25 protein-coding genes and 2 pseudogenes are annotated in these 19045 nt (G+C 35.5%); 20 read left to right on the top strand and 7 right to left on the bottom strand.

Annotated elements, in window-relative coordinates; genetic code table 11:
* Positions 1-169 precede the first annotated feature (169 nt).
* From EV214_RS17585 to EV214_RS17535, 11 genes and pseudogenes are all read left to right on the top strand, one after another.
* A complete protein-coding gene (locus tag EV214_RS17585) occupies positions 170-442 on the top strand; it encodes a transposase (RefSeq protein ID WP_132248154.1) in 273 nt (90 codons plus the stop codon).
* Positions 406-1020, top strand: coding sequence for an IS3 family transposase (locus EV214_RS17580; RefSeq protein WP_132248152.1), 615 nt, complete (start codon positions 406-408; stop codon positions 1018-1020). Before EV214_RS17585 ends, EV214_RS17580 begins: the two co-directional genes overlap by 37 nt.
* Before the next feature lie 141 nt (positions 1021-1161).
* Complete coding sequence (locus tag EV214_RS17575; RefSeq protein WP_132248150.1) at positions 1162-1359, top strand: helix-turn-helix domain-containing protein; 198 nt, start codon at positions 1162-1164, stop codon at positions 1357-1359.
* Entirely contained in the window at positions 1349-1963 is a 615-nt protein-coding gene (locus tag EV214_RS17570; RefSeq protein WP_132248148.1) for a helix-turn-helix domain-containing protein, read from the top strand. Before EV214_RS17575 ends, EV214_RS17570 begins: the two co-directional genes overlap by 11 nt.
* A 155-nt stretch (positions 1964-2118) precedes the next feature.
* A complete protein-coding gene (locus EV214_RS17565; protein ID WP_132248146.1) occupies positions 2119-3036 on the top strand; it encodes an ABC transporter ATP-binding protein in 918 nt (305 codons plus the stop codon).
* Complete coding sequence (locus EV214_RS17560) at positions 3029-3778, top strand: ABC transporter permease (protein ID WP_132248144.1); 750 nt, start codon at positions 3029-3031, stop codon at positions 3776-3778. The genes EV214_RS17565 and EV214_RS17560 overlap by 8 nt, the downstream gene beginning before the upstream one ends.
* Positions 3778-4611, top strand: a complete 834-nt coding sequence (locus EV214_RS17555; protein WP_132248142.1) for an undecaprenyl-diphosphate phosphatase — start codon at positions 3778-3780, stop codon at positions 4609-4611. Before EV214_RS17560 ends, EV214_RS17555 begins: the two co-directional genes overlap by 1 nt.
* Before the next feature lie 292 nt (positions 4612-4903).
* Positions 4904-5107, top strand: coding sequence for an RNA polymerase sigma factor (locus tag EV214_RS19795; protein WP_330571342.1), 204 nt, complete (start codon positions 4904-4906; stop codon positions 5105-5107).
* 193 nt (positions 5108-5300) lie between these two features.
* A pseudogene (locus EV214_RS17545) lies at positions 5301-6161 on the top strand (Tn3 family transposase); the annotation flags it as partial.
* 274 nt (positions 6162-6435) lie between these two features.
* A complete protein-coding gene (locus tag EV214_RS17540) occupies positions 6436-6882 on the top strand; it encodes a MarR family winged helix-turn-helix transcriptional regulator (protein WP_132248140.1) in 447 nt (148 codons plus the stop codon).
* Between the two features lie 144 nt (positions 6883-7026).
* On the top strand, positions 7027-8391 hold the full coding sequence (locus tag EV214_RS17535) for an MATE family efflux transporter (RefSeq protein WP_132248138.1): 1365 nt from the start codon (positions 7027-7029) through the stop codon (positions 8389-8391).
* Between the two features lie 281 nt (positions 8392-8672).
* On the opposite strand, the gene EV214_RS17525 is transcribed toward EV214_RS17535, so the two are convergent.
* The 5 genes from EV214_RS17525 to EV214_RS17505 all read right to left on the bottom strand — a co-directional run bounded on the left by EV214_RS17525 (position 8673) and on the right by EV214_RS17505 (position 11083).
* Positions 8673-8831, bottom strand: coding sequence for an ATP-binding protein (locus EV214_RS17525; RefSeq protein WP_132248136.1), 159 nt, complete (start codon positions 8829-8831; stop codon positions 8673-8675).
* 30 nt (positions 8832-8861) lie between these two features.
* Positions 8862-9581, bottom strand: coding sequence for a sensor histidine kinase (locus tag EV214_RS17520; protein WP_165916456.1), 720 nt, complete (start codon positions 9579-9581; stop codon positions 8862-8864).
* A 68-nt stretch (positions 9582-9649) separates the two neighbouring features.
* Positions 9650-9907: a hypothetical protein gene (locus EV214_RS17515; RefSeq protein WP_165916455.1), complete on the bottom strand. Its 258-nt coding sequence runs from the start codon at positions 9905-9907 to the stop codon at positions 9650-9652.
* A 44-nt stretch (positions 9908-9951) separates the two neighbouring features.
* Positions 9952-10665 (bottom strand): NisI/SpaI family lantibiotic immunity lipoprotein, encoded by a 714-nt coding sequence (locus EV214_RS17510; RefSeq protein ID WP_132248130.1) that lies wholly within the window; start codon positions 10663-10665, stop codon positions 9952-9954.
* Complete coding sequence (locus EV214_RS17505; protein WP_132248128.1) at positions 10652-11083, bottom strand: ABC-2 family transporter permease; 432 nt, start codon at positions 11081-11083, stop codon at positions 10652-10654. The genes EV214_RS17510 and EV214_RS17505 overlap by 14 nt, the downstream gene beginning before the upstream one ends.
* A 426-nt stretch (positions 11084-11509) precedes the next feature.
* Between EV214_RS17505 and EV214_RS17500 the strand changes: the two genes are divergently transcribed.
* The 6 genes and pseudogenes from EV214_RS17500 (at position 11510) to EV214_RS17480 (ending at position 16154) form a co-directional block, all read left to right on the top strand.
* Positions 11510-11953: a helix-turn-helix domain-containing protein gene (locus EV214_RS17500; protein WP_132248126.1), complete on the top strand. Its 444-nt coding sequence runs from the start codon at positions 11510-11512 to the stop codon at positions 11951-11953.
* A 4-nt stretch (positions 11954-11957) separates the two neighbouring features.
* Positions 11958-12902: a HipA domain-containing protein gene (locus EV214_RS17495; RefSeq protein WP_132248124.1), complete on the top strand. Its 945-nt coding sequence runs from the start codon at positions 11958-11960 to the stop codon at positions 12900-12902.
* A 161-nt stretch (positions 12903-13063) separates the two neighbouring features.
* Positions 13064-13512 (top strand): annotated as a pseudogene (locus EV214_RS19780) (IS110 family transposase).
* Between the two features lie 14 nt (positions 13513-13526).
* Positions 13527-14051 (top strand): transposase, encoded by a 525-nt coding sequence (locus tag EV214_RS19775; protein ID WP_408631314.1) that lies wholly within the window; start codon positions 13527-13529, stop codon positions 14049-14051.
* Between the two features lie 748 nt (positions 14052-14799).
* Positions 14800-15441, top strand: coding sequence for a TetR/AcrR family transcriptional regulator (locus tag EV214_RS17485; RefSeq protein WP_132248122.1), 642 nt, complete (start codon positions 14800-14802; stop codon positions 15439-15441).
* Complete coding sequence (locus tag EV214_RS17480; protein WP_132248120.1) at positions 15438-16154, top strand: SAM-dependent methyltransferase; 717 nt, start codon at positions 15438-15440, stop codon at positions 16152-16154. The genes EV214_RS17485 and EV214_RS17480 overlap by 4 nt, the downstream gene beginning before the upstream one ends.
* A gap of 59 nt (positions 16155-16213) precedes the next feature.
* On the opposite strand, the gene EV214_RS17475 is transcribed toward EV214_RS17480, so the two are convergent.
* Positions 16214-16321 carry an ATP-binding protein gene (locus EV214_RS17475; RefSeq protein WP_279233156.1) on the bottom strand — a complete coding sequence of 36 codons (108 nt, stop codon included), beginning with the start codon at positions 16319-16321 and terminating at the stop codon, positions 16214-16216.
* Positions 16322-16362: 41 nt separating this feature from the next.
* Here EV214_RS17475 and EV214_RS17470 point away from each other — a divergent pair, with 41 nt between their 5' ends.
* Together EV214_RS17470 and EV214_RS17465 are read left to right on the top strand one after the other, a co-directional pair.
* On the top strand, positions 16363-16581 hold the full coding sequence (locus EV214_RS17470; protein WP_132248118.1) for an alpha/beta fold hydrolase: 219 nt from the start codon (positions 16363-16365) through the stop codon (positions 16579-16581).
* Between the two features lie 2 nt (positions 16582-16583).
* Positions 16584-16733, top strand: a complete 150-nt coding sequence (locus EV214_RS17465; protein WP_132248116.1) for a DUF4180 domain-containing protein — start codon at positions 16584-16586, stop codon at positions 16731-16733.
* Positions 16734-17358: 625 nt separating this feature from the next.
* Here the strand turns inward: EV214_RS17465 and EV214_RS17460 are convergent.
* On the bottom strand, positions 17359-18168 hold the full coding sequence (locus EV214_RS17460; RefSeq protein WP_132248114.1) for a nitroreductase family protein: 810 nt from the start codon (positions 18166-18168) through the stop codon (positions 17359-17361).
* Between the two features lie 263 nt (positions 18169-18431).
* On the opposite strand from EV214_RS17460, the gene EV214_RS17455 reads away from it, so the two are divergent.
* Positions 18432-18779, top strand: coding sequence for a winged helix-turn-helix transcriptional regulator (locus EV214_RS17455; RefSeq protein ID WP_132248112.1), 348 nt, complete (start codon positions 18432-18434; stop codon positions 18777-18779).
* The last annotated feature ends 266 nt before the right edge of the window (positions 18780-19045 follow it).

Genomic DNA, 19045 nt, shown 5'->3' with positions numbered 1-19045 from the left:
CTATAGTAGGAAGGAGGTTTTTCATAAAAAAGTCACGTGCTGAAAAATTTTCTGGCCGGTTAAACTTATTTTCGGTTAGCATTAGACTTTCAATTTGGTGTTAGTATAATATTGTAGACACTGAAAGCCGAACACTTTAAAATATAGCTAAGAAAAGGAAGTGTTTATAATGGCAAGAGGTCAAAAACAATATACAGATGAATTCAAAAAAACAATAGTAGAGCTTTATAACTCTGGAAAGAGCCTAACAGCGTTAAGTAGTGAATATGCCATATCAAAATCAACAATAACTGGATGGATAAAGAAAAATAAACCTGTTTCAGTGGATAAAGATACAACAATAACAGCAGAAGAATATAAAAATTTATTAAAGAAAAATGCAAAACTTGAAGAGGAAATTGAAATATTAAAAAAGGCTATGGGCATATTCGCAAGGAAGTAACTACTATATTTGAATTCATTACTAACAACAAAAAACATCATGATATTAAGCTTATGTGTAGGGTTCTAAAGGTGTCTAGAAGCTCTTATTATAAATACCTAAATAAGAAGCCAAGCAACAGAGAATTAGAAAATGTAGAGATAGAGAAAAAAATTATAAATATTCACAAAGAAAGCAAAAATCGCTATGGAGCAATCAAAATAAATGAATCACTAAAAACATTAGGTGTAACTATTAGTTCGAAAAGAACCCAACGTTTAATGAAGAAATTAGGAATAAAATCTATCATAGCAAGAAAATACAGACCAACATCCTCTAAAAGAAAAATAGAGGAACAGGAAAACGTATTAAAAAGGGATTTTAACACTACTACAATCAATGAAAAATGGGTAATAGATCTAACATATATTTACACAATTAAGGATGGTTGGTGCTATTTAGCTTCAGTTATGGATTTATATAGTAGAAAAATAATTGGCTATGCTATGTCTAAATCTATTGATACTAACCTTGCATTACAAGCTGTAAAAAATGCCTTCAGTCTTCAAAAACCAATATTATCCTATGGTATTTCTTAGCAGGAAAGGATTGCAAGCTTATGAATTTTAGTAACTCAACGACGGATAAAACCGAGAGGCTAAAAGACAAAAAGACACTTGTTATTATTCGTCATTCCGTATATAATCAATGCATATTGTTTTATCGAAAGGAAGTTGATTATGGATTATATTTCGGTGAAAAACGCCTCTGAAAAATGGGGGATATCGGAACGGCGGATACAAAAATTATGTGAAGAAAATCGCATTGAGGGCACTCTAAAATTTGGTCGGGCGTGGATGATACCCAAAGATGCAGAAAAGCCCGCTGATGGGCGTATAAAAGTAAAAAATCAACAGGAGGCCAAGCATGGAATTTAACGAAAAACTACAACAACTTAGAACTGGGAAAAACCTAACGCAGGAACAGCTTGCAGAGCAATTATATGTATCAAGGACAGCAATTTCAAAATGGGAAAGCGGCAAAGGCTACCCTAACATTGAGTCACTCAAGTGTATTTCCAAATTCTTTTCTGTGACCATAGATGAACTGCTATCGGGTGAAGAACTGATTACCCTTGCCAAAACTGAAAACTACTCTAATGTTAAAAGAATGTATAACATTATCAGCGGAATAATAGATGTATTGGCAGTTGCACTTATTGTATTACCAATCTATGGAGAACCTCAAGGCAACCAGTTTTACCATGTAAATCTTCTGTCAAATACTCATTTACCAAATTTAGATATTGGAATACATTGGGCTATTTTTTTATTTATAATTGGACTTGGAATTGCCAGACTTGCTTTTATTTGCTTCGATAAAGAGTTATTGTATAGCATTACCTCGAAAGTTTCTATCGCAATAGGTGCGGTAGCAATCTGTTTATTTGCTGCGGCAAGAGAACCATATGCAACAATACTGCTTTTCTTGTTTTTTGCAGTGAAGATATTTTTATTGCTACAGCAAAGCAGAACAAAATAAAAATTGCCATAAATCCCTTGAAAACAGGCTCTGACACGATAAGTGTCGGAGTTTTTTTCTTTTGTGACGGTAGGTTTCTTGGCTTTTACCACACTGGAACAGATAATAAATTTGTGATCAGCAGAAACAGAAATACACAGAAAGGAATAATGCTTATGGAATTAATTATTGAAACTAATAATCTTACCAAGCGATATGGAACCGCTACCGTTGTTGATAAGGTAAATCTTCATGTGCCAAAAGGGAAGATTTATGGACTGCTTGGCAGAAATGGAGCCGGGAAAACCACCGCAATGAAAATGATGTTGAAACTTACTTTCCCAACAGATGGAACTGTCAGACTGTTTGGAAAAGACTATAAGGACAATGAAACTGCTATTTATAGCAAAATAGGTTCGATTATTGAAACACCAGGGTTCTACGGTAATTTAACAGGATATGAGAATTTGCATATTCTCGCTAAATTGCGAGGGCAACTTTGCAAAAACGCAGTCCTAAGCGCTCTTGAAATTGTGGGGCTGCATGAGGAAAAAAGAAAGGTCTTTGCCGACTATTCCCTTGGCATGAAACAGCGGCTTGGTATTGCCGCTGCTATTATGCACGAGCCAAAGCTACTTATACTTGATGAACCAATTAACGGACTTGACCCAATTGGAATATCAGAAATTCGCTCATTTCTATCTAAACTTAGCCACGACAATGGTACCACTATTTTTATATCAAGCCATGTTTTAAGCGAGATTGAGCAAATTGCAGATATTATTGGTGTTATGCACGAGGGTCATTTGATAGAAGAGGTTGATATAGAAGAGTTACACAAAAGGAACCGAAAATACACTCAATTTGATTTGTCGGATGGACAAGCGGCTGCAAAAATTTTAGAAAGCCGCTATCATATCACAGACTTTACGGTGCAGGACAATACGCTAAAAGTTTACGATTTCAACCACAGTATAGGGGACATCAATCGTGATTTTGCCTTAAATGGACTACTTGTCACAAAGATAAATGCCAGTGAGGAAAACTTAGAGGAATACTTTTCTAAACTGATTGGAGGTGATGGCATTGCTTAAGATTATTTCCTGTGAACTGCTTAAATTAAAGCGGTCAAAAATAATACCAATTAGTATTGCAGGGGTGCTATCTACACCATTGTTAATGCTATTAGAGGCTCTGCAAACTCATTTTGACAAACCAGAGCTTGTCTTTACTTTATCTGATGTTTACAACAGCAGTGTACTCTATACCATGCTACTGACAAATATGATGGTTTATGTGGCAATTGCTGCATTTTTATTCAGTAGAGAATATACAGAAAGTACACTTAAAACTATATTACCCATTCCTATCTCAAGAACAAAACTACTGCTTGGCAAGTCTTGTGCTTTACTGCTTTGGATTGTTACTCTTAACATTGTGACATGGGCAGGTATTTTTATCGTTTGTGGAATATACCACGCTATTTTTACAATGGAAGGATACAGCTTGCTTGTGGCAATCGAGTGGTTTCAAAAGTTTTTACTTGGCGGTATCCTAATGTTTTTAACAACTTCTCCTTTTGTATTTGTCGCAGGAAAAACAAAGGGATTTGTTTCCCCTATGATTGGTTCTGCTGTTATCGTCATGGGCAGTGCAGCTCTCGCAAATAAAGAATGGGGTGCAATATATCCGTGGACAGCCACATTTTTTCTTGTGCAGGGTAAAATCGAGAGTACCGGCTACCCCACTGCCGTATCTGTGGGAATTATTCTTTTGTTATCAGCAGTCGGTTTCTTTATGACCTATCACCATTTCAAAAAGGAGGATTTAAAATAATGGCACTTGATTTTATAGAAATTTTTAAAGTTATTTTTCTTGGAATTGTAGAAGGTATTACCGAGTGGCTGCCCATCAGTAGCACCGGGCATATGCTTCTTGTGGACGAATTTATCACGCTTAATATGAGCGACGCATTTAAGGAAATGTTTTTTGTTGTCATTCAGCTTGGAGCTATCCTTGCGGTAGTTGTTATGTTTTGGAAAAAAATGTTTCCGTTCCAGTTTAGGGACAAAACACAGCCTATTATCAAAAAGGACACGTTTTCTCTTTGGTTCAAAGTCGTTTTTGCTTGTATTCCGGGGGCAGTCATAACTATCCTGTTTGACGATTATATTGAAGCTCATCTACACACTCCAATAGCAATTGCGGCAGCCCTTATTTTCTATGGTATTGCTTTTATTGTCATTGAAATATGGAATAAAAAACGGTTACCAACTACTTCTAAATTAGAAGATATTACCTATCAGACAGCCTTTTTAATCGGGCTATTTCAGGTACTTTCCATTATTCCCGGTACTTCTCGTTCGGGCGCCACGATTATAGGTGCGTTGTTGATTGGTGTATCAAGAGTAGCGGCAGCGGAATTTACATTTTTCCTTGCCGTTCCTGTTATGTTTGGTTTAAGTGCTATTAAAATACTGAAATTCGGGATTTCCTTTACAAGCGCTGAATTACTCATCTTGGTAATAGGTATGGTGGTAGCATTTGCGGTATCTGTGTTCGTGATAAAATTCCTCATGGGATATATCAAAAAACATGATTTCAAAGCGTTTGGTTGGTATCGAATTGTATTAGGTATCGCCATGCTGCTTGTGTTTGCATTTCGGTAGTCCACAAACCATAAGGTAAGTAATTTAACCGCCGTTTTGAAAATCAAAACATGGTAGGTGTATTATGCTCGCCCTTTTTTGACTTTATATATCGTATGTCTTTGTCAATGGTAAGCGATTAAAAAAAGCTTTACTGCTGCCCAAGCGTACTATGGGCTATTAGATGAAATACAAAAGTACCCAACAAGAAATTTGAAAGATTATTACCCCTACTACACACAAGACACCTTTGTAGAAGTGGCTGATGAACTGTTAGCAATCTTTGAGGAATCTGTAAGAGCTGAGGCAACATATGACAGAAAGAAATACCGCTACAAAGCTCACTAGTCAGCAGCTCCACGCTGCCATTGCTTCTCTGCCGGACAAACAGGCAAAGCGGATCTATGCTCATTATTTTATGGGCATGAGTAAGACAGCTATTGCGAAAGCAGAAGGTGTAAGTGAAAAAGCTGTCCGCATTGGTATAGATCCAAACAATCAATCGTCATTACTATGAAATGGCTGTTTTAACAGAACTTCAGGAGCATGTTCGGGCAGGAGATGTTTCCATTGTTGGCAGCAGACAGTATAGAGATTTTGAGGAATATTTGTTTTCAGAAGATACATGGAACCAAACGAAGGAGAATACGAGATTATCAGTTAGTTTATCATTCGAAATTATATGACGGAGAGAACCAGATGCAAACCCACATTACGGAACTGGAAAGGGAGCTACCATCTATCGATTTACAAGTGATCAATTTTCTTCTTACTATACAAAGATTATACATACTAATTCACGAGATGCGATTCATGTTTTGGATGGTTTATTGCATCATGAGACGGATCTCAACATAGAAGATCATTATACAGACACAGCAGGTTACACAGACCAAATTTTCGAATTGACCCATTTATTAGGATTTAAATTTACTCCAAGAATAAGAGATTTATCGGACTCAAAATTATTTACAATAGATAAAGCAAGTGAGTATCCAAAACTAGAAGCTATTTTACGTGGACAAATAAATACAAAGGTCATTAGAGAAAATTATGAGGATGTTTTACGATTAGCCCATTCAATAAGAGAAGGAACAGTCTCAGCATCCCTTATTATGGGGAAATTAGGTTCTTATGCAAGACAGAACAGTTTAGCTACAGCGTTACGCGAAATGGGCCGAATAGAAAAAACAATCTTTATTCTTAATTACATTTCAGATGAATCGCTAAGAAGAAAAATACAAAAAGGATTGAATAAAGGTGAAGCCATGAATGGGCTGGCAAGAGCTATTTTCTTCGGAAAACAAGGAGAGCTTAAGGAACGAACCATACAACATCAGCTTCAAAGGGTCAGTGCTTTAAACATAATTATCAATGCCATTAGTATCTGGAATACTCTACATCTAACAAAAGCAGTTGAATATCAAAAACGGACAGGTAGTTTTAATGAAGATTTATTGCACCATATGTCACCTTTAGGCTGGGAACATATTAATTTACTAGGAGAATACCATTTTAATTCGGAGAAAGTGATCTCATTAGATTCTTTAAGACCACTAAAACTTTCTTAACGTTGTTAAAAATGAGGGAATCGTCTTGAAAATGGGCTTAGCGTTGTAAATCCGCATTTTCCTAACGGTACCCCTGTATTAAGGTATTCTACATTTAACTTATAAATATTTTTTTGGCTTTTTCATCAGATTTATTTTAGCCCAAAGCGCCTATATCTCTGAAATCGGATATACAGCAGTATTGACATGTTTTGAAATTAGGAGTATAGTATAACTGTTTAATAGCTAAACAGTATATATACTAAACAATACTAGAATATAGGAGAAATAGTGTATGAGAGATTATAGTGAATTAACAGTTATGATGGAAAGGTGTATTAACAAGTATAATCGTACAGAAAACAGACAAAGATGTTATGGAACAGATATAAAGCTTTCAAGAGTGGAAATACATACAATAGACTCAATTGGAAACAATGAAGGAATTAATGTTACACAGCTTGCTGCAATTCAGGGTGTTACAAAAGGTGCTGTTTCACAGATGATTTATAAGTTAGTTAAGAAAGGAGTAGTTAGTAAAAGTGTTTCCCCTAATTCAGATACAGAAGTAAGACTCGAACTTACTAAGGATGGATGGAGTGCGTATGAGATGCACAAGAAATATCATCAAATGACAGAGGAAAAATTATTTCTATTGTTAAAAGATATGCCAGATGAAATATATAATGAACTAGAGAAACTTTTAAAAGAATTTGAAAAATCATTAGATGAAAGACTATAATAAAATAAGAATTATACATTCTATTTCTGTAGCACATAAAGTGTTACAGAAAATTTTCGAACATGGTGTTTAGTTACTATACTGTATATGTGTTAAACAACGATACTTATTTAATATTTATAAACAATATGGAGGGAAAAATAAATGAATGAAAATAATAAAAAATTATATTTATTAAAGGATGAACAGATTTCTACAGCATTACTTAAATTAGGGATTCCTACCATGGTGGGAATGCTTATCTCAGCACTTTATAATGTGGTTGATGCTTATTGTGTGGGTGAATTAGGAACTGCTCAAATGGGCGCTGTTTCAGTTGTATTTCCATTAGGTTTAATAATGACTGGAATTGCATTACTATTCGGAAGCGGTGCATCTTCATATTTAGCAAGATTACTTGGCAATAAGCAGTATAAAGAAGCAAATAGGTGCGCTTCTACTGCATTATTTACTAGCATAGCAGTAGGGGTTATTATTATTGTAATCATGTTAGTTTTTGTAAATCCTATTTTAAGGTGCTTAGGTGCTACAGATACAATATTTCCATTTGCAAGAGAATATGCAGTTATTTTTATTTCGGGATTAGTTTTTAATGTTTTTAATGTAACAGTAAATAATATGATTATAGCAGAAGGCGCTGCTAAATTTAGTATGATTGCAATGCTTATTGGTGGCATGACAAATATGCTATTAGATATAGTATCAATTTATGTATTAAAGATGGGGATAAATGGAGTAGCTATTGCAACACTTATTTCAAGAATTATTTCAACAATTTTATACTTAACATATATATTAAGTGGTAAAAGTGTATTTAAGATTTCAATAAGAAACATTAAGCCAAGTAAAGACCTTTATATAGAAATTTTTAAAATAGGATTACCCGTTATGATATTTCAAATTTTATCAAGTATAGCTTTAGGAAGTACTAATACCATAGCTAGTGCCTATGGTGACTCCGCTGTAGCAGCAATAGGGATTGCAAGTAGAATAATGTCACTTGGAACGATGGCTATATTTGGATTTTTAAAGGGATTTCAAGCTTTTGTTGGTTATAATTATGGCTCAGGTAGAATGGATAGAGTAGAAAAATCAAAAAATATAGCATTACTGTGGACAACATGTTTTTGTGCAATAGTTACTGTATGCATTCTTCTTTTTTCAAAAGATATTATTTATGCTTTTAATAAAAATGATCCTGCGGTTATGAGTATAGGGCGAAAAGTTCTTATTTTAAATGGTATTATTTTTTTAGGTCTTGGATTCCAACTTGTATATGGTACATTCTTTTTAGCGCTAGGAAAATCAAAAGAAGGTGGAGCTATTAGTGTTTGCAGACAAGGAGCATTTTTTATACCACTTGTATTGATTATGCCAATATTTTTCAATTTAAATGGATTAATAATAGCGCAGCCTTTAGCAGACATGGCTTCAATCATTCTAGTTTTCATCTTAAAATCAAAACAAAATCTAAAACCAAATTTAAAACAATGCATGGAAGAGGTATAATTATTCGAATTCTTAAAGTTTAGATAATGTGAAATATTGGTATAAACGTCTTTATGATAGCGTTGCTGCCCTTTGTCAATTAAGTCTACCATGAAGGGGCTATATTCACATGGCGCAAGGGGGATGATAATTTTAGCATCTGTTTTGAGTGCTTCATATGCTTTTCTTACCATATCCTCATTGCCTTCGCCATAATCCAAACAAAACTGCATGGCATTGCCTGTAATGGTCTCCCCCTGAATATTATAAATATTTAGTTTGACTTATTTGCCAAAGGCGCATTACTTTTTAATTATAAGAGATACAACCGCTCCGCAACCATCTTGTCGGTTTGCAATTTTAAGTTGTCCGCCATGCTTTTCAGCTACCGATTTTGCAATATAAAGTCCCATGCCATAGTGTTTTCCAGAACGTTCTGTCTTCTCGGTAAAAAACTCCATCGTAGCATTTTTAAGTCCGGCAGCAGAAAATCACTTACCGCTGTCAGCCAGAGTAAAAGGCAATTCTTCTTTACTTCCAGTAATTTTAAATTCTATCTTACTTCCATCATAGGAATACTCCACTGCGTTATTCAGGATATTTAAAACTACTCGGCTAATAAGCAACACATCTCCGTAAAATATTTCCGGCAGAATTTTCATTCCTATGCAAAAAGTAATGTTTTTCACACAACAGAGTGCTTTTGCTTGTTTCTCAATTTCCAAAATAAAATTTTGAACGAAAAATGATGCTTCCTGAAATTTTGCAGAGTTTGTTACAGTAGAAGCTGTCATAAGCAATTCAATATAGTCTTCAATCTTTCCCGAGCTTAATTGGATATATTGCAACAAATCTTTATCTGCCTGTGATAATTCTGATTCTAACAACAGTTCGGTATTGCCTTTAATAATTGTCAAAGGGGTTTTTATATCATGAGCAATGGCAGAAATTTGTGTTTTTTTACTTTGCTCCATATTCCATTGCTGATTTAAGGAGTCTGATAATGCTGTTTTTAGTTCGTTTATGGATTGCAAAACAGCATTTAATTCTCGAATTTGTATAGGAACAATTTCAAAATCCAGGTCTTTTTGTTTTATAGAATCAGTAGCTTTGATAAGTGGAGCAAGTTCTATTTTTAGCTTTTTACTAAATTTAAAGGCAATAACGACAGCTATCAAAATAAAGCAACCGAATGAAATAATAATGGCCACTAACTCCGGTTTTGGAAACAGCTTGTGCAGCATGGGGGATGCAAAATGTGCCAATATATCATATTTGATTACAAGGCTGCTCCCATCACTGCGTTGAATAAGCTATATTCTCCATTCAATGTATTGAACTTGCCAGACAAATACTCTTTCGCATGGGATATCTCGTCTTCGCGCATATTACTATTTTGAACATCACCTGTTTTACTATATAATACATAGATACAAGGGAAAGGAATCAATGATTGATCAAAAGATTCACTTTGTATAAGCTGATTTTCTACTTTCTGCAAAGCTTGTTCAGCATAATTTGCATATATCCTTTTCATCATCAACTACAAAAATATTTGCCATTTAACCTCTCCTGTTATCATTATTTTTCTGGTTCAGCTCGCATCAACTTAGAGTTAATCTCTACTATCACAGCTTCACTTTCTGGAATTACCTGACCAGACTCCGCATCAAACACAACCTGTGTTCCCATTACTTGGAGCAGCTTTCCTTTATCCTCTCTTGACAGGCTCGTTTCAGTAATTCTATAAACAATTTCTCCGTGCAGCAGTTGTCCTGCATTTTCGGAGTTTATACAAAAATTCGTCTCGTCATCTCCATCAGAATTCAATGTTCCAAATTCTATTATCGTATCTTCTGTGGATAAATAATCAGAGGGCTTTGCCACATGAAATTCTCCATCTACACCAATGGCTATTCTGTTATCCGTAAGCCTATAAATGTTTTCAAATTGCGCAGTATAATATGCTTCTGCCGGAATTTCTTTTGTAATTTCAGTCAAATAATCTTTGTAGGAGAGATTATCATAGATTTTTAATATTTCATAGTCTTTATTTAAAAAGCACGTGTTTCCTGTTATACCAATCCATACACTAATATTATCTCTTTCAACAGTTTCATTTAAAATCGTATAAGTGTTGTCTTCAAACACAAATTGTCGTGCATCACTCTCTAAGATTTTTCCCTGTGTTTTATCGGCACACCTATCCGCCTGTAACTTATCTACAACAGAACAACCGGTAAATATACAGCAAAAAATCAGCACAATTACAATTACTATATTAATTCGTTTCATTTTTTCTACCCGCCCATTTTTCACTCCATAGCTTTAGTACTAAAAGGAGTGCAGAAAGTAAGCTGCCAATAATGCCAAAGCCCATGCCTATACCTTTTCCAAAAGCAAAGCTTAAAATATATTGTAGCATATATAATGGTACATTTCCTAAAAACAAAAGTATAGCTGCTTTTAGATACAACGAAATCGGTAAAAATACATTACCCATCGCCCGAAACACGATGCCAAACAACAACAAGACTGCAAGTTTTCCAAGGTGAGGGATATATTTTTTGCTGGGGGTACATAAAAGCATTTGAAATGAGCCAGCTTCTAGCTCCTGTTCGGATGCTATTCCTGTAATTATCCCTATCAAGAGTGGAAATACCATTGCCAGCATTTGTAAGTAAGCCGATATCTTTTCTGTTTCGTCCCACACTGAGTGTGTGGTTCTGATGACGAAATGTGGTTCGGAAGGTGAAAAGTAGGGATTGAACGCAACATGTTGTGGTTTTTAAGAAAAGATGGGGCAAAAATCGAGCGAAAAAATTGCTAAAAAGAAGATAAGCGCTTATGAAAATATATATGGATACCTTACAGCTTGAAGAAAGCGAATACAATCTTATCAAATTTCCTCAGCGTGGAGTATGTTTGTACAAATGCGGTAACGAGCGATATATCTTTATGGTTCACGTTCCGACGTACAAGGAAAAATTGTTCGGGAAGGCAGGTGGAAGATGATGAATAAGAGAATGGATTATGAGCAGCTTTTGACGGCATGAAATGGTGGTAATTGTTTTTGTCATAGTTGCAATCGCTCTTGACGATATATCGGAAGTCCGATATAATGATAGTGGTGATAAAAATGACAATAAATGAATTATTAAAAGAAAAAGGAATGTCCAGATACAGCCTGTCAAAAGCAAGCGGTATTCCTTGGGCAACTCTCTCGGATATCTGCTCCGGCAAAACAAACCTGACACGCTGTAATGCCCAAACCCTTCAGAAACTGTCGGGCGCACTTGGTATGACCATTGAAGATATATTAGCCCTCACGGGAGAGCCTTCTGAAAGTCAGAAAAACGGAAAACCCTGTGATCGCTCCTACTTGGAAACGAACCTCTCTGCCCACCTCCAAAAGGCAATCAATGATTATTTGCAGGGTGAAAAAGATAAGGTGTCTTACATGGACTGTCTGTGGGGAGAGTTGTATGGCTCTATCAATGCAGACCTCTGGTCGGGTATTATTTCAGAGGAACAGGCAAATTATCTGAGAACAAAATATCTCTATGGGGAAGAACAGGAGTAATGAAATGATTGATTTTACAGCTTGCCAAGTCAATAAATTTAAAGGTTACGGCGGTGCCAACGGAAATAAAATCAATGTTTTGTACGACGGTACAAGCTATATGCTGAAGTTTCCGCCAGTACCAACGAAAAGCAAAGTGATGAGCTATACCAATAGCTGTATCAGTGAATATTTAGCCTGTCATATCTTTGAAACGCTTGGATTTACCGTACAGGAAACCCTGCTTGGAACCTATACGGATAGGCGAGGAAAAGAAAAAATCGTAGTGGCCTGCAAGGATTTTACTGCTGACGGCAAAAAGCTAATGGAGTTTGCGCACCTCAAAAACACCTGCGTGGACAGTGAACAAAGCGGATATGGTACAGAGCTTTCCTCTATCATGAAAGCGATTGACGAACAATCCCTTGTGGAACCGCAAAAGCTAAAGGACTTCTTTTGGGATATGTTTATTGCAGATGCTTTCTTGGGGAACTTTGACCGCCACAACGGAAACTGGGGTATCCTGATTGATGAACAGCAGCAGTGTGCTGAGATTGCTCCCATTTATGATTGTGGTTCTTGCCTATACCCTCAAATGGATCAGGCAGGGATGCAGACAGTGCTAAATGATGAAAAGGAAATCAATCAGCGGATCTATGTGTTTCCTACTGCTGCTATTTTGGAAAACGGCAACAAGATTTCCTACTTTGATTATATTTCCTCACTGAAAAATGAGGATTGTAATCGAGCGCTGAAAAGGATTGCAGAACGCATTGATATGGATATACTCAATAAGCTGGTGGAAGAAACTCCTACGATTACAGAGATACAGAAAGATTTTTATAAGGTGATACTATCAGAAAGAAAGGAAAAAATCCTTGACTACAGCATGGAGCTGCTACTGAAACAGGAATTTTCACAGCAAGAACAAGAAAGCTCACCTGAGCTAACACAAGAGTTTACAATGTAAATATTCAAATGAAATCGCTCGCTACATGGTGGGCGATTTTTGGATTTAGGAGCATTCCTGTATAGTTAAAAAGTAATCAGGATAGCAAATAAAAAATACCTCAGTGTAAAATAAGATCGAAAGATAACACAGATTCAAATTTCACACCGGAAGTATTTAAGATGAAGTATAACCAAAATTTTAAGATTAATCAAGTAGATGAAGCAACTTTAGTAGTAGGAATTGATATTGGAAGTAGAGAACATTATGTGAGAGCATTCGATTGGAGAGGCAGAGAGCTAGCCAAAACTTTTTCATTCAGCAACACTCTTTCAGGGTTTGAAGCTTTTAATAGTTGGATTCAGGCTATCTGCACCAGAGAAGAAAAGACTAAAACGGTTGCAGGTATAGAGCCTACAGGGCATTTTGGTTTAATTTAGGAAGCCATCTAGAAGCCTACGGAATGGTCATAGCTATGGTAAATCCATATCATGTGAAGCAGACAAAAGAACTTGATGATAACAGCCCTACCAAAAATGACAGGAAGGATCCAAAAACAATTGCAAAGCTTGTCATTGAGGGAAGGTTCAGTTTCCCATATATTCCAAAGGAAATATCGCTGCAAAACTAGAGTTACGAACCCTGATGGAAGATTATGAACGCAAAATGAAGCAATATACTGTAATAATGGAGACCCTTGAAGAATTGTGTAAGGCTATTCCAGAAATAGAAGAAATGCTTGCAATAAAAGGAATAGGACTTGCTACGGTAGCGGGATTTATAGCAGAAGTTGGGGATATTCGGCGTTTTGAGTCTCCAAGACAGCTACAGAAACTTGCGGGGTATGCGCTGAAAGAAAACAGCCCAGGAAAGCATAAGGGACAGACAACAATAAGTAAACGAGGAAGAAGTCGCTTAAGAGGGCTGCTATTTAAGGCTGTAATACCACTAGTGGCAAAGAATGAAGAATTTGAAGAACTTCATAGGTATTACACAAACCGCAAAGAAAATCCTCTAAAGAAAAAACAGTCATTGGTTGCTATATGCTGTAAGCTAATTCGAATCTTTTATGCGATTCTGACAAAGGGAATCGTATATGATGGAGAAAAAATGACACCCATCTTATGGACAGGCAGGACGAAGGAATTAAGGACTCTCGGAATGAGATGATCCCGTTAGACATCGGAGGTTTGCTACCGTAAGGGAAAATGGGCACCACAGGACCTTTATATATGAATGATGTTTTGTTTTGTGTACCTAAAAACCTTATTTTCTGCATGAAATGCAAAAGAATATCCGAAAAAAGAGGCTCTTATTAGAATAAGTTAAAAAATTGTTAGTTGAAAAACATTGAGGTTTCAACAAAAAATCTATCTCCGTTTTGGATATGATATCTATGATAGAGTACAGGAATATGGATTTGATAGGTATTATATGAAAAAATATCTCAAATAAGATAAAACCGCCGCTGACAACGTAAATGAGGGTGAAAACATGAGATATATCTGACAAGAAATGATTGTTGTTTTTTTCAGGAATGTAATAATAAGCCTTTAAATGTAAGCGACTTTATTAGAAGTTTTGACACCAAGGAACCACCAGATCTTTACGTCATCATTATTGTACACTCACGGCATACGGAGTGTGTGGTTCTGATGACGAAATGTGGTTCAGATAATAAATAATGAAAGCTTACCACAATATGTTGTGGATTTTAAGAAAAAACGGGGCAAAAATCGAGCAAAAAAATGACGATTTTTGCTCCTTTAAAATGGGTGGAAATATAGATGACATAGGATATTTTGACCTACCAATGTGCCTTTGGTCAAAAAGAAGAAATTACCTATTGACAAGTAAACCATCGTTTACTATAATAAGTGGTGAACGATAGTTTACTGATTTTGAGAGGGGTTTTTAGATGTCGGATACAAAAGAAAATATTTTGCATACCGCGCTCCGCTTGTTTGCGCGAGATGGCTATGAAGCTGTTTCGGTTAGCGCTATTGCCGGGGAGCTTGGAATGACAAAAGGAGCTTTGTATAAGCACTACAAGAATAAGCGCGATATATTTGACAGCATTGTGGAGCGTATCTATCAAATGGATTATGAGCGAGCGCATGAATTTGAGGTTCCAGAAGAAGTATTCGAGAAAGCACCATTGCCATACCAGAATACTTCTGTAGATAAAATTGACGCTTTCATCAAGGCTCAATTCAGTTTTTGGACAGAGGATGAATTTGGCTGCAATTTCCGCAAAATGGTTACATTGGAGCAATACAGAAATCCTGATATGGCAGAGCTGTATCAAAAGTGCCTTGCAGGTGGGCCGGTAGATTATATGGAAGATTTGTTCCGCGAAATGATAGAACAAGGTGTTTTGAGCAAAAGTAATCCGAAGCAATTAGCACTTGAGTTTTATGCACCGTATTACCTGTTGTTAAGTATTTATGACGTATCCCCGGATAAAGAGAAAGCCAAGAATCTTTTAGTGGCGCACATCGAGCACTTTATGAAAAAAAACACAGCGAAAATGAGTAAAGAAAAGGAGCAATCACAATGAAATATAGTATAAGCCAAAAATACAATACGCCTGAATTACAAGCAAAAATGATGGGACCTAACCCCTTAAAATTGCAGGAGGAAATGCTTATCAATAATAAAATTCCCGCCGGAAGCCTCGTTTGCGACTTGGGCAGCGGGCAAGGGGTTACCAGCATTATGCTTGCTCACGATTATGGTTTCACTGTTTACGCCGCCGATCTTTGGAGCGAACCGCAGGTAAACCGAGATTTTTTTGATGAGATGGGGTTAACCCACGAACAGATTATACCAGTCAAGGCCGACGCCTTCGATTTGCCATTTGAAAAAGAATTTTTCGATGCGGTAGTCAGCACAGATTCTTATAATTATTGGGGACGCGACCCGGAATACTTGGATGCAAAGCTACTACCTTTCGTCAAAAGCGGCGGTTATATTTATGCCTGTGTTCCCGGCATGAAAAAAGATTGCCATGATAATCTACCAGAAGAATTACTTCTCTCGTGGACGCCGGAACAGCTTATCTACTTGCGTGATATTCACTATTGGACAGAAATTTTAAATCAATGTAAAGACGCCAAAGTCATTTCGATATACGAGATGGAGGGCAATGAGGAACTTTGGGAAGTGTGGCTGAACCAAGAAAATGAGATTGCGGTCAATGACCGCAAAACAATGGAAGCTGGCGGTGGGAAATACTTGAACTTTATCGCTTTTGTACTGCAAAAGAAGTAAATGAGTATAAATGTCAAGCTATAAATGTACATTTGTGTGCATATAATAATGTACATTTTTTAATCTTCTATCGGTCGCATATGATCTTTCATTCGATATGACTTACCTGTAATAGTTACCACATGAGCATGATGTAGCACTCGATCCAAGATTGTATTGGCAACCACTGGGTCATGAAATATATCATCCCATGTATTGAAATTAATGTTTGCTTAATTATAAAAATGAACAGTTGAAAAAACTAATCATGCCGGTAATGTATATAGCGGGTGAAAATGATTCAACGGTTTATGCACATAAGACTGCACAAAGAATAAAAGAATTGATTCCTAATGCCAGCATTCAGTTAATTAAAAACAATGGGCATGTGATATATAACGTACTAGATAGGATTATGCCGTTTCTAAATGATAGAAAGAAGGAATAAATATGAATATTGCTATTGTTGGTGACTTTTGTGCTTATAAAAGTAAAAGTCTGCATGATTTTATTTATGAATGCAATAGTGGTAACTGTGTTTGTTTTCAAGATAGTATAGAGAGCGAATTAGCAGCTATTCAAGGTAAATTAATATCTTAATATAGTTAACAATATATCGAAAAGAAAAAGTTTTTCCAGTAGGGGGAAGGAATTCTTAAAGTAGCATACTTTTTATCTCATCAAGCTACATAGAAGTCGTTTGTTTGCTGGAGAAGAGGTACATCCGACATACGTGCAAAAATGAGCCACATGCTGGAATTAATATCCATTACGTGGTTCATTTGGTGTTTTATAGGTGTTTCATCAAGTCTATTTTTGTTTGATATATTTCATATATTATGTTTATAACCCTAGTGAAACATATTCTAATAGTGTCATTAGGGTACACTTTATTGCAACAGTTTCCGTATGTAGTTCGTGTTAGTAGATTCTATAAGTTTGTAAAAATGGTATAATATTTCCAAGTAGTAAGTCGTATTGATATTCATATATTGAACTTATTTTTGAATTGGAGATACTGAAAAAGCGTAAAGTCTTGAATGTCAAGAGTTTACGCTAAGTTTATTAGTTTATCATATTATCATTATGCGTAATTTAATAGAATGTTTTACTTATAACTTTAGTTCTATCTATTAACTAAAATAATAGGAACTACAATTTGGATTTTTGTAGTATATTCTTAGTTCAATATTAAATATCTTAATATAAAAATTTAGAGTTTAGATTACCCGAGCCAAGTAACATCTAATGGGTTACGATCTACCAGTCTCTTATAACTATATTGGGGGTAACCAACCATAACTGCCCCTGTTAACACCTTATCTTTCGGAATGTTGAATAGCTCCAGTAATGGATAATGATTTGCAAATGCACACATTTCAAGGAGTCCCGCCCAACAAGAACCTAATCCTAGAGTAGTTGCAAATAATTCAAGGTAGGCAAATGAAAAAATCGTATTCTCTCGACCATTCTTAAAATCCTTTGGGGCAGTGGCTAAAATAAGATATGGTGCATCACGCAAGATTTTATCTATTCCGGTATCCCTGTAAGCACGAACATGGTAAGGAAAACTCCAGTGTGAAGGATTTTCGATCTGTGCTTCCATCCACTCTATTGTTATTTCAGTCGCTTTTTTTAGTATTTTATTATCTCCAACAATGATATACGATACTCCTTGCAGGTTACTAGCAGTAGGGGCAAAACGTACAATGTTAACTAATTTCAATAATTGGTCTCGAGGCACATCCATGTTTTTGTAACAGCGAATTGATCGACGGGACCTAAGAAACTGTTGAGCAGTTTCTGCATTTATAACTGGAAATTCTTTTAGATTGGTTTGATTGTTCAATGGTGTTTTCATATTATCAATTGCCATATGAGTACATACAGCAACACACTGTCCACAGGCTATACATGCTTGGGGATTAATTGCCTCAGGACCATTCTCTCCCATACATAGAACTCCTGACGGACATATTTTCGTACAAATCCCACATTTGATACACCTTGATTGGTTTACTTTAATTAATTCCATTAATATTCACCTCTGGTTGATTTTTGTGTTTAATCAGACTTATTTTTTTCTTCTTTTACAATATTTTTTATAGGTAAAAGCATAGCGTAAAAATTGTATATTCACTTCTTCTATACTTGTATCTTGTTCACATGAAATTCCTTTAATGATATAATAATAGATGATAGTATGACAATTAACAAGTACGCACTTATTAGTTCCATAGTATCTATTTATATACCAAATAAACTTAAAGTTAATTAAATCTTAAGGAGTGAAAATAAATGATAAAATATAAGGATACCCAATATCAATGTTCTATGGAGTTAAGTTTAGCCCTTATAGGTGGGAAATGGAAATCACTTATTCTTTGGTATTTAGGTGAAAACACTATGAGATTTAGTGAATTGAGGAGAATGTTGCCAAAAATTACTCAAAAAATGCTAACACAACAACTCAGAGCCTTAGAAGAAAATGGTTTAGTAAATAGAGTTATTTATACTCAGGTGCCGCCTAAAGTAGAATATTCTCTTACTGATGAAGGGAAAAGTCTTTTACCTATTTTCGAAACCCTTATTAAATGGGGGGTTAACCATGCAAACTCAGATCAACCATCCGATCAAAATGACTAATAAGAGTATAGCTGCCATCAGATGCAAGGTGACGGTTATAATGCAATGATATCAATTTTCAGATTAGGATTATATCCTAAAAACAAAGAGTAAAATATGCTTTATTAATGATTTACATATAATTAAGTCGTAATTATCTTTTATTGTTCAACAACTATTAAAGATAATAAATGGATAGGTTACAATTAATTAGACAGATATTTTAAGGTCATGTACAATAAATTTATTAAGACAAAGGAGAATAACCATGACCGATTCAAACAAAA

This window comes from Marinisporobacter balticus, from assembly GCF_004345705.1.
GTDB lineage: Bacteria > Bacillota > Clostridia > Peptostreptococcales > Thermotaleaceae > Marinisporobacter > Marinisporobacter balticus.
The sequence above is the reverse complement of the archived record's forward strand: the minus strand, read 5'-3'. Positions and strand labels throughout refer to the sequence as shown.